Here is a 13,565-nt window from a genome sequence, read left to right as displayed (position 1 = left end):
GCCGCGTCCCTTTTTCGTTGCGCTTCGGTTCAGCGGATCAACCCGTCGTCATGCCTTGTCGGCCTTCCCCGCCGCGCTCGCAAACTTCGCGAGCCACGTATCGACCACCGACGGCCGCCGGCTCTCGTCCTCCGCGCGCTCCTTGCGGCGGATCGCGTTGCGCACGACGTGCGCGCCGACATAGCGGATCGGCTCCGGCGGGAAATGGCCGAGCGGGCCGCGCACGATCGGGCTGCGCGTCCACGCGTTGTCGAGGCCGAGCACCAGCGACGACAGGATCTGTCCGCCCATGTAGGTCGGCCCGACGCCGTTGCCCGAATAGCCGAAGCCGTAGAATACGTTCGGCGCGTCGTCGAGGCGGCCGAAGAACGGGAAGCCCGTCACCGAACGATCGGACGGCCCGTTCCAGCTCGCGGTGACCGGCACGCCCGCGAGCGACGGGAAGAACTCGCGCAGGCTGTGCGTGAGCTGCGCCTCGTACGGCGAGCGGCGGTCGAATACCGGCGCGATGCGGCTGCGCCACGAGAACGTGTTGCCGCCCTTGCCGAGCATCAGCCGCCCGTCGGCGGTCGTGCGGTAGTAGTAGACGAAGATCCGCGAATCGAGCACCGACACGCCGTCCACGAGCCCGGTCCGCTCGAGCAGCTCCGGGCATTTCTCGGTGATCACCATGTCGCTCGACACGACCGCGATCGTCCGCTCGAACTGCGGGAAGCGGCTCGCCATCCACGCATTGATCGCGAATACGAGCTTGCCCGCCGTGACGCTGCCGGACGGCGTGCGCACGACGGCCGGCTGGCCGGGCGTGAAGTCGAGCATCGGCGTGCGCTCGTAGATCCGGATGCCCATCGCGCGCGCGACGCGGCGCAGCCCGCGCACGAGCTTGCCCGGATGCACGGTCGCGGCGATCGGCGAGTAGACGCCGTCGAGATTGCGCGCGGAGCCCGAGCGGCGCGCGACTTCGGCGGGCGGCAGCGGCTCGTAGCTGTGGATGCCGCACGCGGCAAGCGCATCGAGCACCGGCGCGAGCGTGCCGACCTGCGCGCGCGACGTCGCGGTGTACAGCGTGCCGTCGAGCCGCAGTTCCGCATCGATGTCGTGCGCGCGGCAGAAATCGGCGATGTGCTGCACGGCCGCTTCCGACGCCTTCACGAGCCGGATTGCCTCGGCTTCGCCGAACAGGCGCCGCAGCGTCAGGAACTTCGCGGACCACGTGAGCAGGCAGCCGCCGTTGCGGCCGCTCGCGCCGGCGCCGCACAGGTCGGCTTCGAGGATCGCGATGTCGAGCGCGGGATGCTGCTGCTTGGCCTGGATCGCGGTCCAGAGGCCCGTGAAGCCGCCGCCGACGATGCACACGTCGGCCTGCGTCGCGCCTTGCAGCGCGGGGGCGAGATCGCCGTCGTTGAACAGCGCTTGTTCGATCCAGAAGGGTCGCATCGGAGAGTCGTCGATAAGGGGCCGTGCGGCGCACGGCCGGGAAAACGGGCGGCCGCCTGCGCCTGCGCACGCGGCCGGGGCATCGCGTCACATCGTCATGCCGCCGCTTCGGCCGACACGCGGCGTACGCCCATCGCGCGCAGCGTGTCGGCGATCGCGGCGACGGCGCCCGGAATCCCGGCCTCGCCGAAATGGCCGATGCAGCCGACGCGGAACGTCTCCACTTCGGTCAGCTTGCCCGGATACAGAATGTAGCCGCGCTTTTTGACCTCCTGATAAAACCGCTTGAAGTCGTAGTTCGGATCGTCCGGCGCATGGAACGTGACGATGATCGGCGCCTGGATCGCCGGATCGAGGAACGGCCGGAAGCCGAGCGCGCGCATCCCGTCGAGCAGCGCGCGGGTGTTGCGCTGGTAGCGGCCGCCGCGCGCGGCGAGCCCGCCTTCGTCGATGTATTGCGCGACGGCCGCGTCGAGCGCGGCGACCACGTGCGTCGGCGGCGTGAAGCGCCACTGCGTCGTGCGCTGCATGTAGACCCACTGGTCGTACAGGTCCATCGCGAGCGAGTGGCTGTTGCCTTCGCAGCGTTCGAGCGCGCTGCGCTTGGCGATCACGAAGCCGAGCCCCGGCACGCCCTCGAGGCATTTGCCGGACGCGGCGATCACCGCGTCGAACGGTGTCGTGCGCGCGTCGATGTCGATCGCGCCGAACGAGCTCATCGCGTCGACGATCAGCGCGCGCCCGTGCTTCGCGACGGCCTGTGCGACGTCGTGCAGCGGGTTCAGCACGCCGGCGCCGGTTTCGCAGTGCACGAGCGCGACGTGCGTGATCGACGGATCGGCGGCGAGCGCGCGCTCGACGTCGGCCGGATCGACGCGGCGATCCTCGCGGTAGTCGATCGTCGTGAGCCGGCGGCCGAGCACGCGGCAGATCTTCGCGAGGCGCTGGCAATACGCGCCGTTGTTCGGCACCAGCACGTGGCCGTCGCGCGGCACCAGCGTGCCGATCGCCGCTTCGACCGAGAACGTGCCGCTGCCTTGCAGCGGTACGCATTCGTGCGTGCCTTCGCCGTGCACGATCTGCAGCAGGCGTTCGCGCAGCCGCGCGGTGATCGCGTTGAAATCGCCGTCCCACGAGCCCCAGTCGCGCAGCATCGCGTCGCGCGTGCGCTCGGAGGTCGTCAGGGGGCCGGGGGTCAGCAGGATGGGCTGGGCAGCGAGCGTCATGGTGTCTCCTCGATGAAGTCGGGACGTCACGTGAATGCGGCAGGGAATCAACGGCGATGCGGGTTGCGCCATGCCTGCGTACGGCGCAGCAGGCGGTGCGAGATGCAGGCGAACAGTACGCACGCGAACGACGAGGTCGCGAGCACGAGCGTGGCCATCGCGGCGGCCGGGCCCATCTGGCCCGCGTCGTCGAGGTTCAGGATCGCGACCGACGCGGGCTGCGTGTCCGGCGAGTACAGGAACGCGACGGCCGACACCGTCGTCATCCCGTTGACGAACAGGTAGCGCGCGATCAGCAGGATCGCGGGCAGGCACACGGGCACCGTCACGCGCAGGAAGGTCTTGTAGAACGGCACCTTCAGCGACGCGGATACCGCCTCGAACTCGCTGTCGATCTGCCGGAGCGCGGTGACGGCGGTGAGGTGGCTCGACGCGTAGTAGTGGACGACCGTGACGATCGCGAGCAGCCACAGCGATCCGTACAGCCCGTTCAGCGGATTGCCGGGCGCGTTGAACAGGAAGATGTAGCTGATGCCGAGCACGAGCCCCGGCACGCCCATCGGCAGGATCGCGCACAGGCTGATGAAGCCGCGCAGCCAGCGTGCGCCGCGGGTCTTCTCGATCAGGTAGGCGCCGCCGAACACGACGATCGTGCCGCCGAGCGCCACCGTCGCGGCCATCCGCAAGCTGTTCTTGTACGCGTCGAAGATGCCGGCCGCGATCAACCCCATCTCGTAATGCTGCAGCCCGAGCGTCATCTGGTACGGCCAGAACTTGACGAACGACGCGAACACCGAGATGCCGACCACCGCGATGAAGAACGCGCACACGAGCGCGCAGTACGCGAGCATCGCGGCGTCGAAGCCGCGCGACGGCTTCGGCTGGTACGGCGTCGAGCGCGCGCCGAGCTGCGACTGCTGGCGGCGGCGGATGAAGTAGTCGACGCCGAACGCGACGAGCGCCGGGCACAGCAGCATCAGGCTCACGACCGCGCTGCGGTTGAAATCCTGCAGCCCGATGATCAGCTTGTAGATGTCGGTCGACAGCACGTTGTACGCGCCGCCGATCACGACCGGCACGCCGAAGTCGTTGATGCACATCGTGAACGCGACCATCGTCGCGCTGATCAGCCCGTACTTCGCGCCGGGCAGCGTGATCGTGAAGAACTTGCGCAGGCGGCCCGTGCCCATCGCGTCGGCGGCTTCGTAGAGCCGGCCGTCCGCGAGCGACAGCGCGGTGACGAGGATCATCAGCACGTGCGGGAACGACGCGTACACCATGCTCAGCACGATGCCCGGCAGCCCGTAGATCGAATGGCCGTGCAGCAGCGGCTTCAGCAGCCCCGCATTGCCGAACCAGTAGATGAACGACACGGCCGACAGCAGCGTCGGCGCGAGCAGCGGCAGCAGCGCGATCGTGCGTGCCGCGTTCTTCAGCGGCATGCACGAGCGTGTCAGCGCATACGCGAACGTGAACGCCATCGGCACGACGATCGTCGTGACGAGCGCGCCGACCGTCAGCGAATGCAGCATCGAGCGCAGCACGCCGCTGTCCTCCAGATACTCGACGAAGTTGTGCGCGCCGACGAAGCGCCCGTCCGCGTCGACGAAGCATTTCTGCACGACGAGCGCGAGCGGCAGCAGCAGGAACAGCGACATCAGCGCGGCCATCGCGACCAGCGCGAGCTGCGCGAGGCGATCGTGCCAGTGCGTGAGCTGCCGCACGTCGGCGGGGGCGGACGCGCCGCGGCGGCGCTCGGTCAGGACGGTGCTCATTGGAGTCGCTCCTTCGCGCACGGGAACACGCGGACATGCTCGCGATCGAGCGCGAGGTCGATGCGCGCGCCGGCCTGCACGCCGGTGCGGTCGACGTCGTGATACGACAGGTCGGCGACGATCTCCTGGCCGTCGAGCCCGTCGATCCGGAAGCTCACGCGGCAGAACGCGCCGAGGAATTCGAGCTTCTCGACGCGGCCGGCCAGCACGTTGTCGGCCGTCTCGCCCGGCACGCGGATGCGCAGGTCCTCGGGCCGCACGTAGACCGACACCGCCGCGCCTTGCGCGGTGCCGTGGCGGCAGTCGAAGCCGATGCCGCCCGCGCGCAGCGTGCCGTCCTGCGCGACCTCGGCGGGAATCGTGTTGACGCGGCCGATGAAGTCCGCGACGAACGGCGATGCCGGTTGCCGGTAGATTTCGAGCGGCGTGCCGATCTGCTCGATCACGCCGTGGTTCATCACGACGATGCGATCGGCCATCGACAGCGCTTCTTCCTGATCGTGCGTGACCATGATCGTCGTCACGCCGAGCCGCTGCTGCAGCGCGCGGATCTCCTGGCGCAGCCGCACGCGCACGCGCGCGTCGAGCGCCGACAGCGGCTCGTCGAGCAGCAGCAGGCCGGGCGAGGTGGCGAGCGCGCGCGCCAGCGCGATGCGTTGCTGCTGGCCGCCGGACAACTGGCCCGGATGCTTGCGATGGCTGTCGGGCAAACCGACCAGCGCCAGCAGCGTATGCACGCGCTCGTGGATCGCGTCGCGCTTCATCTTGCGGTTCACGAGCCCGTACGCGACGTTGTCGTACACGGTGAGGTTCGGGAACAGCGCATACGACTGGAACACGATCCCGTAGTCGCGCAGTTGCGGCGGCAGCCGCGAGATGTCGCGGCCGTCCTGCATGATGTGGCCGGCGTTCTGTGTCTCGAGCCCCGCGATGATCCGCAGCAGCGTGGTCTTCCCGCAGCCGGACGGCCCGAGGAAACAGATCATCTCGCCCTTCATCACGCTCAGGTTGATGTCGGTGAGGACCTGCGTGTCGTTGTACCGCTTCTCGATGCGTTCTACGCTCAGATAAGGTGCCATGCGCGCCTCCATGGAGGGGCGGCCCGGGGGCCGGATTCGACGACGGAAAGGGTGATGCGGGGCGGCGCGCGGCGCGGCCCCGCAGCCGGTCGCGGCGTTACTGCTGCGCTTTCGCGCCGTAGCGCTTCTGCCACGTATCGAGGATCGACTGGCGGTTCTTCGCGGACCACACGAAGTCGTTCTTCACGAGCAGGTCCGAGTAGTTGTCGGGGATGCCGGCCAGCTTCCGCGCGACGCCCGGATACGCGACGATCGCCCACCAGCGCGCGGTGATCTGGTTCGCTTCCTTGCTCGCCATGAAGTCGGCGAGCTTCTTCGCGGCGTCGGGCTGTTTCGTCGTCTTCATGATCGCCGTGCCTTCCATGTCCCAGCCGAGCCCTTCCTTCGGGAACACGAGATCGATCGGCGCGCCCTGCGCCTGCAGTTCGTGGCCGCGGAACTCGAACGAGATGCCGATCGGGAATTCGCCGGTGCCGGCGAGCGTGCACGGCTTCGAGCCCGAGTGCACGTACTGCGCGACGTTCTTGTCGAGCGCGTCCATGAATTTCCAGCCGCGATCGTCGCCGAAGGTCTGCAGCCAAGCGGTCACGTCGAGATAGCCGGTGCCCGACGAAACGGGGCTCGGCATCACGATCGCGCCCTTGTAGACGGGCTTCGTCAGGTCTTCCCACGACGTCGGCTTCGGGATGTTCTTCGCCTGCGCGGCGACGCGGTTGTAGCAGATCGTCGCGCCCCACACGTCCATGCCGACCCAGTGCGGCGGCGTGTTCGCGTCGCTGTACTTGCGCGTGAGCTGGTCGAAGCCCTTCGGCGTGTACGGCATCAGCATGCCCTGCAGGTCGAGCAGCGTGAGGCTCGACGCGGCGAGGCCGAGCACGACGTCCGCGCGCGGATTGTTCTTCTCCGCGAGCAGCTTCGCGGTGACCGAGCCGGTCGAGTCGCGCACCCAGCGGATCTCGAGATCGGGGTTCGCCTTCTCGAACGCGTCCTTGTAGGGCTTCATCGCCTCGTCTTCCAGCGCGGTGTAGACCAGCAGCGACGTCTTCGCGTGCGCCGCGTGCGCGGCGCCGAGCGCCACCGCGGCAGCCAGCGCGACGCGGGCCGCGCCCGCCGCCCATGCGTTCAAACGCTTGTTTACCGGCACTTCGTTCATCTTCAGACCCCTTGACTGTGGCGCCGCGGCACACGGCGGATGAGTGGAGACCAGCCCTCTTGCTGCTTCGTTGTTTTGCTTTCTGTTCTCTGCATGTTGTTGACAATCTACAAATCATCAATTTTAATGTCAAGCATGGAAAACACCTCCCTTCGGCGCGGCGCGGGCGCCGACGGCTCACACCCTTCGACCTGAAAGGAATGAACGTCATGACTGAAACGCCTGTATCCGTGGAAGTGAACGGCCGCCGCTACAACTGGATGAGCCGGCCCGTGGTGGTCGTGTGCGTCGATGGCTGCGCATACGAATATCTGGAGGAAGCCGCCGAGGCCGGCGTCGCGCCGTTCCTGCGCACGCTGCTGAAGCCGGGCACCGCGCTCAAGGGCGAGTGCGTGGTGCCGAGCTTCACGAACCCGAACAACCTGTCGATCGTCACCGGCGTGCCGCCGGCGATCCACGGGATAAGCGGCAACTACTTCTACGATCGCGACACCGGCGCCGAAGTGCTGATGAACGATCCGAAGTATCTGGTCGCGCCCACCGTGCTCGCGACCTTTGCCGAACGAGGGGCGCGCGTCGCGGTCGTCACCGCGAAGGACAAGCTGCGCCGTCTGCTCGGCAAGGGGCTGAAGGGCATCTGCTTCTCGTCGGAAAAGGCCGACGAGGCGAGCGTCGAGGAAAACGGCATCGACAACGTGCTCGAGCTGGTCGGCAAGCCGGTGCCGAGCGTGTACAGCGCGGACCTGTCGGAATTCGTGTTCGCGGCCGGCGTGCGCCTGCTCGAGACGCGCCCGATCGACCTGATGTACCTGTCGACCACCGATTACGTGCAGCACAAGTGCGCACCCGGCACCGAAGGCGCGAACGCGTTCTACGCGATGATGGACACGTACCTGCAGCGTCTCGACGCACTCGGCGCGATCGTCGCGATCACGGCCGATCACGGGATGAACGCGAAGCACGACGACGCGACCGGCGAGCCGAACGTGATCTACCTGCAGGAGCTGTTCGACGAATGGCTCGGCCACGATGCGGCGCGCGTGATCCTGCCGATCACCGATCCGTACGTCGTGCACCACGGTGCGCTCGGCTCGTTCGCGACCGTCTACGTGCCGGCCACCGCCGATGCCGACGCGCTGCGCGCGCGGCTCGCGGCGGTCGACGGCATCGAGGTCGTGCTGACGGGCGCCGAAGGCTGCGCGCGCTTCGAGTTGCCGCCCGCGCGGATGGGCGACCTGATCGTGATCTCGAAGCAGGACGTCGTGCTCGGCACGCGCCGCATCAAACACGACCTGTCGGGCCTCGACGTGCCGCTGCGTTCGCACGGCGGGATCTCCGAGCAGATCGTGCCGCTGATCTTCAGCAAGCCGGTCGCGACCGACGTCACCGGTCGCGCGCGGCTGCGCAACTTCGACATCATCGACATCGCGCTCAACCATCTGCAGTGATGCACGCGCATCCTTGGGGGGATACAGTCATGAACGCCATTGCAGCATCGACGGCCGTCCGCGAGATTCGTCGCGAAGCACTGCGAATCGACGGCGAACGGATTCACCGCGACGCGGTGATCGACGTGCGCAACCCGTACGACGGCGCGCTGGTCGGCACCGTGCCGAAGGCGACGCTCGACGACGTGCGCCGTGCATTCGCGGTCGCGCGCGCGTACCGGCCGACGCTCACGCGCCACGATCGCGCGGCGATCCTGCGCCGCGCGGCCGACATCGTGCGCTCGCGCACCGCGGAGATCGCGGCGCTGATCACGGCCGAGGCCGGTTTGTGCATCAAGGATTCGACTTACGAAGCCGGCCGCGTGGCCGACGTGCTCACGTTCGGCGCCGGCGAAGTGCTGAAGGACGACGGGCAGATCTTCTCGTGCGATCTGACGCCGCACGGCAAGAAGCGCCGCGTGTACACGCAGCGCGATCCGCTGCTCGGCGTGATTTCGGCGATCACGCCGTTCAACCACCCGATGAACCAGGTCGCGCACAAGATCGTGCCGTCGGTCGCGACCAACAACCGGATCGTCGTGAAGCCGTCGGAGAAGGTGCCGCTGTCGTGTTATCTGTTCGCGGACATCCTATATGAAGCCGGCCTGCCGCCGCAGATGCTGCAGGTGATCACCGGCGACCCGAAGGAAATCGCCGACGAGCTGATCACGAACCCGGCGATCGACCTGATCACGTTCACCGGCGGCGTGTCGATCGGCAAGTCGATCGCCGCGCGGATGGGCTACCGGCGCGCGGTGCTCGAACTCGGCGGCAACGATCCGATCATCGTGATGGAAGATGCCGATCTCGACGAAGCGAGCACGCTCGCGGTATCGGGCTCGTACAAGAATTCGGGGCAGCGCTGCACGGCGATCAAGCGGATGCTCGTGCACGAGGCGGTGGCCGATCGCTTCACGGCGCTCGTCGTCGAGAAGACGCGCGCCTGGTCGTACGGCAATCCGTCCGATCCGTCGGTCGACATGGGCACGGTGATCGACGAAGCGGCGGCGAAGTTCTGCGAGCAGCAGGTCAACGACGCGATCGCGCGCGGCGCGCGGCTGCTGGTCGGCAACGTGCGCGACGGCGCGTTGTATTCGCCGACCGTCGTCGATCGCGTGACGCCCGACATGCCGCTGGTCAAGCACGAAACCTTCGGGCCGGTGTCGCCGATCATGCGCTTTCGCGACATCGACGAGGCGATCCGGATGTCGAACAGCACCGACTACGCGCTGTCGTCGTCGGTGTGCACGAACCGCTTCGACCACATCACGCGCTTCATCACCGAGCTGGAAGTCGGCAGCGTGAACGTGCGCGAGGTGCCCGGCTATCGGCTCGAACTGACGCCGTTCGGCGGCGTGAAGGATTCGGGGCTCGGCTACAAGGAGGGCGTGCAGGAAGCGATGAAGAGCTTCACGAATACGAAGACGTATTCGCTGCCCTGGTAAGCGGTGTGTAAGATCCCGCGCTGGCCTGGCGGCCGGTGCGGGCGTTATTCGATCGGCTCATATCGTTAGCCGATTTGCGTTTTTGCCGCGCCTCGACGCGTCGGTAGAATTCGCGGACCTCTCGAACGGCGCACGCATGCCGGCGGGATGATTCTCTCCAATCATTCGGGGTCCGCACCATGAAATTCCTCCGCTCCCTCCTGGTCGTCGCGCTGCTGCAGGCCACCGCGGCCACCAGTGCGCTGGCTGCCGACGACCTGTCGCAGATCAAGTCGGCCGGCGTGTTCCGCGTCGGCACCGAAGGCACCTACGCGCCGTTCACGTACCACGACGAGACGGGCAAGCTGACAGGCTTCGACGTCGACATCGCGACCGCGATCGCGCAGCGCCTCGGCGTGAAGCCGCAGTTCGTCGAAGGCAAATGGGACGGGCTGATCGCGGGCCTCGACGTGAACCGCTACGACGCGGTCGTCAACGAAGTCTCGATCACCGATGCGCGCAAGGCGAAATACGATTTCTCGACGCCGTACATCACGTCGCACGCGGTGCTGATCGTGCGCGCGGACAACACGACGATCCGCTCGTTCGACGACCTGAAGGGCAAGAAATCCGCGAACACGCTGACCAGCAATTTCGGCAAGCTCGCGGCCGCGCACGGCGCCGACGTGGTGCCCGTGCAGGGCTTCAACGAATCGATCGACCTGCTGACGTCGGGGCGCGTCGATGCGACGATCAACGATTCGCTGTCGTACCTCGATTTCCGCAAGCACAAGCCCGACGCGAAACTGAAGATCGCGGCGACCGACCAGACCGGCGCGGGCGACGCGTCCGGCGTGCTGCTGCGCAAGGGCAGCCCGGCGCTGGTGGCCGCGATCGACAAGGCGCTCGCGGACATCAAGGCGGACGGCACCTACGCGAAGATCTCGCAGAAGTACTTCGGCCGCGACGTGTCGCAGCCGTGACGCGAGGCTGAACGATGCCGGCCTGGCTGCACCTGATGGCGGAATCGCTGCGGCCCCTGCTCGTCGCAGGGCTCGTGTTCACGGTTCCGCTCACGCTCGCGTCGTTCGCGATCGGTTTATTGCTTGCGTTCGGCGCGGCGCTCACGCGGCTGTTCGGGCCGCGCTGGGCGCAGGCCGTCGTGCGGTTCTACATCTGGCTGTTCCGCGGCTCGCCGCTGCTCGTGCAGTTGTTCGTGATCTTCTATGGATTGCCGAACGTCGGCATCGTGCTCGATCCGCTGACGGCCGCCGTGATCGGTTTCTCGCTGAACGTCGGCGCGTACAACGCGGAAGTGATTCGCGGCGTGATCGAATCGATGCCGAAGGGGCAGTGGGAGGCCGCGTACTCGATGTCGATGACGCGCGCGCAGGCGCTGCGTCGCGCGATCCTGCCGCAGGCCGCGCGCGTCGCGCTGCCCGCGCTGTCGAACTCGTTCATCTCGCTCGTGAAGGACACGTCGCTCGCGGCCGTGTTGACGGTGCCCGAGATCTTCCAGGCCGCGCAACGCATCGCGGCCGTGACCTACGAGCCGCTGATTCTCTATACCGAAGCCGCGCTGATCTATCTGCTGTTCAGCTCGGTGCTGTCCACGCTGCAACGTCGCCTCGAAACCCGCTTCGGCCGGCACGCGCTGTTCCACGCGGAGTTGCGATGATCCGCCTCGAACGCATCGACAAGTCGTTCGGCGCGCATCGCGTGCTGAGCGGAATCGACCTCGCGTTGCAGCCGGGCAGCGTGACCGCGCTGATCGGGCCGTCCGGCAGCGGCAAGAGCACGCTGCTGCGCTGCGTGAACCTGCTCGAAGTGCCGGAGGCGGGTGCGCTGGTTGTCGGTGACGCGCGCATCGACTTCGTGCCGGCGCGCCGGCCGTCGCGCGACGCGGTGTTCGCGGTGCGCAAGCAGACCGGCATGGTGTTCCAGAACTTCCAGTTGTTTCCGCACCTGAGCGTCGTGCAGAACGTGATGGAGGGGCTCGTGACCGTGCAGCGCTGGCCGCGCGAGCGGGCCCGGGAGCGCGCGCTCGCGCTGCTCGACAAGGTCGGCATCGCGAACAAGGCCGACGCATGGCCGGCCACGCTGTCGGGCGGCCAGCAGCAGCGCGTGGCGATCGCGCGGGCGCTCGCGCCGTCGCCGCAGGTGCTGCTGTGCGACGAACCGACGTCGGCGCTCGATCCGGAGCTGTCCGTCGAAGTGGTCGAGGTGCTGCGCCAGCTCGCGCGTGAAGGCACGACGATGCTGATGGCCACGCATGACCTGCGCCTCGCCGCGTCGATCGCGCACGATGCGGTGTTTCTCGCCGATGGCCGCATCGTCGAAGCCGGCGCATCGCGCGACCTGTTCGGCCGGCCGCGCGACCCGCGCACCGCGAAGTTCGTCGCGACGCTCGCGCAAGGCGTGCCGGCGTTCTGACGACGCGGCGCGATGGGGGCGCGCTCAGCGTTGCGCGTGCGCGTCGAGCACCGCGGCGACGATCGCTTCGGGCGCATCTTCCTGAACCAGATGGCCCGCGTGCGGCACCCGGATCAACTGGCCGTTCGCGATGCGATCGGCGAGCGCCTGCCCTTGCTCGAGCGGAATCCACGCGTCGTCCTCGCCCCACACGATGCGCACCGGAAAGTCCGGCGGCGCGTAGCGGGCCTCCGCTTCCTCGATGTAGCGCTGGCGCATCTGCGCGATCTGCCGATAGAACGCGGCCTGGCCGGCCGGCGTGAGCCACGGTGCACGGTAGATCGACAGCGCGTCGTCGCTCAGCGGGCGCGCGACCGCATTGCCGAGATAGGCCGACAGAAGCGCGTGATGCGCGTACGCGGGCAGGCCGGTGAACGCGGCTTCGTGCTGCGCGACGTGGCGGACGAACGGCGAGCCTTGCGGCGCGATCGCGACCGGGTTCACCAGCGTGAGATCCGCATATGCGATGCCGTCGAGAAAGTGCGCGCGCAGTGCGGTTGCGCCGCCGTAGTCGTGCGCGAGCACGCGCGGCCGCGCGAGTTTCCATTCATTCAGCAGCGCGCCGAACAGCGCGTTCTGGCGACCCAGCGACACGTCCGCGTCCGGCATGTCGGACTGCCCGTAGCCGAGCAGGTCGTAGAAATGCACGCGATGGCGCCGCGCGAGCCACGGCGCGATCCGGCGCCATACCTGCGACGAAAACGGCGTGCCGTGCACCAGCACGAGCGGCGGCCCTTCGCCGAGCGTGCCCCATGCAATCCGGTGGCCTTCGAAATTGAAGCGGTTCGGGAGTTCGAGCATCGGCTTCTCCGTGCTAACCTGTTTCAGTTGTTAACAGGTTACGCCGGATTGTCCGGATGTGAAACCGAATAGGCGAAAATAAATGGTTACTCGATCCGACCCGGTGCGACCCCGGCACGAATGGCGCGCGGCCGATTTCGTCGGCGGCCATCCGGCGCTCGACTTCCTCAACACGGTGGCCGACACGGGCAAGACGCGCGCCGAGGACAAGCTCGTCGACTGGCCGGCCGTGCGCGCATGGGCCGGGAAAGCGGGGTTGCCGGCGCCGGACGATCTGGCGCGGCTGCTACGTCATCCGCGGCAGGACGGCCCCGACGAACTCGCGGCGCTGCGCCGCTTTCGCGAAGACACGTACGTCGCGATCGCACATCTGACGGCCGAAGGTGGCGGCAGCGCGGGCGCGCGCGCGGCGGAGCGGCTCGCGGTGGCGATCCGCGATGCGATCGGGCGCAGCGCATTCGATGCGGTCGGCGGCCGCTTCGCGTGGCGGCCCGATGCGCGGGCCGCGTCGCGCTGGGTCGATGCGATCGCGCTCGGTTTCGAGGATCTGATGCGCAGCGACGATTTCGCGCGGGTGCGGCAGTGCGGCCGGTGTACGTGGTTCTTCGTCGATCGCGGCCGCGGCGTCGGGCGACGGTGGTGCGACATGCGCACGTGCGGGAACCGCGCGAAGGTGGAGGCGTTCAGGGAGCGGTGACACGCGCGCTGCGG

12 protein-coding genes are annotated in these 13,565 nt (G+C 67.9%); 6 read left to right on the top strand and 6 right to left on the bottom strand.

The genetic code is table 11. The features are described 5' to 3' along the window. Positions 1-48 precede the first annotated feature (48 nt). The 5 genes from KU887_RS16685 to KU887_RS16665 all read right to left on the bottom strand — a co-directional run bounded on the left by KU887_RS16685 (position 49) and on the right by KU887_RS16665 (position 6,670). Positions 49-1,437 carry an FAD-dependent oxidoreductase gene (locus KU887_RS16685; protein WP_060212265.1) on the bottom strand — a complete coding sequence of 463 codons (1,389 nt, stop codon included), beginning with the start codon at positions 1,435-1,437 and terminating at the stop codon, positions 49-51. Between the two features lie 95 nt (positions 1,438-1,532). After that, complete coding sequence (locus tag KU887_RS16680; protein ID WP_006485770.1) at positions 1,533-2,663, bottom strand: 2-aminoethylphosphonate--pyruvate transaminase; 1,131 nt, start codon at positions 2,661-2,663, stop codon at positions 1,533-1,535. A gap of 47 nt (positions 2,664-2,710) precedes the next feature. Continuing rightward, positions 2,711-4,438, bottom strand: a complete 1,728-nt coding sequence (locus tag KU887_RS16675) for a putative 2-aminoethylphosphonate ABC transporter permease subunit (RefSeq protein ID WP_006498682.1) — start codon at positions 4,436-4,438, stop codon at positions 2,711-2,713. After that, positions 4,435-5,517: a putative 2-aminoethylphosphonate ABC transporter ATP-binding protein gene (locus KU887_RS16670; protein WP_006485771.1), complete on the bottom strand. Its 1,083-nt coding sequence runs from the start codon at positions 5,515-5,517 to the stop codon at positions 4,435-4,437. Before KU887_RS16670 ends, KU887_RS16675 begins: the two co-directional genes overlap by 4 nt. A gap of 97 nt (positions 5,518-5,614) precedes the next feature. Then, positions 5,615-6,670: a putative 2-aminoethylphosphonate ABC transporter substrate-binding protein gene (locus KU887_RS16665; RefSeq protein WP_077055863.1), complete on the bottom strand. Its 1,056-nt coding sequence runs from the start codon at positions 6,668-6,670 to the stop codon at positions 5,615-5,617. Between the two features lie 209 nt (positions 6,671-6,879). Here KU887_RS16665 and phnA point away from each other — a divergent pair, with 209 nt between their 5' ends. The 5 genes from phnA to KU887_RS16640 all read left to right on the top strand — a co-directional run bounded on the left by phnA (position 6,880) and on the right by KU887_RS16640 (position 12,014). Beyond that, a complete protein-coding gene (gene phnA, locus KU887_RS16660) occupies positions 6,880-8,118 on the top strand; it encodes a phosphonoacetate hydrolase (protein WP_006485766.1) in 1,239 nt (412 codons plus the stop codon). Positions 8,119-8,147: 29 nt separating this feature from the next. Beyond that, entirely contained in the window at positions 8,148-9,602 is a 1,455-nt protein-coding gene (gene phnY, locus KU887_RS16655; RefSeq protein ID WP_006485777.1) for a phosphonoacetaldehyde dehydrogenase, read from the top strand. Between the two features lie 179 nt (positions 9,603-9,781). Next, the gene (locus KU887_RS16650; protein ID WP_006485790.1) at positions 9,782-10,564 is read left to right on the top strand and encodes an amino acid ABC transporter substrate-binding protein; all 783 of its coding nucleotides are present in this window, start codon (positions 9,782-9,784) and stop codon (positions 10,562-10,564) included. Between the two features lie 14 nt (positions 10,565-10,578). Further along, positions 10,579-11,259 carry an amino acid ABC transporter permease gene (locus tag KU887_RS16645; protein ID WP_006485773.1) on the top strand — a complete coding sequence of 227 codons (681 nt, stop codon included), beginning with the start codon at positions 10,579-10,581 and terminating at the stop codon, positions 11,257-11,259. Continuing rightward, complete coding sequence (locus KU887_RS16640; protein WP_258250666.1) at positions 11,256-12,014, top strand: amino acid ABC transporter ATP-binding protein; 759 nt, start codon at positions 11,256-11,258, stop codon at positions 12,012-12,014. The genes KU887_RS16645 and KU887_RS16640 overlap by 4 nt, the downstream gene beginning before the upstream one ends. Before the next feature lie 24 nt (positions 12,015-12,038). Here the strand turns inward: KU887_RS16640 and KU887_RS16635 are convergent, their stop codons facing one another. Further along, positions 12,039-12,854 carry an alpha/beta fold hydrolase gene (locus KU887_RS16635; protein WP_124675737.1) on the bottom strand — a complete coding sequence of 272 codons (816 nt, stop codon included), beginning with the start codon at positions 12,852-12,854 and terminating at the stop codon, positions 12,039-12,041. An 82-nt stretch (positions 12,855-12,936) separates the two neighbouring features. Here KU887_RS16635 and KU887_RS16630 point away from each other — a divergent pair, with 82 nt between their 5' ends. After that, positions 12,937-13,551: a CGNR zinc finger domain-containing protein gene (locus KU887_RS16630; RefSeq protein WP_258250662.1), complete on the top strand. Its 615-nt coding sequence runs from the start codon at positions 12,937-12,939 to the stop codon at positions 13,549-13,551. Positions 13,552-13,565: the final 14 nt, after the last annotated feature.

Source organism: Burkholderia sp. EMB26 (assembly GCF_024730645.1).
Taxonomy (GTDB): domain Bacteria; phylum Pseudomonadota; class Gammaproteobacteria; order Burkholderiales; family Burkholderiaceae; genus Burkholderia; species Burkholderia cenocepacia.
The sequence above is the reverse complement of the archived record's forward strand: the minus strand, read 5'-3'. Positions and strand labels throughout refer to the sequence as shown.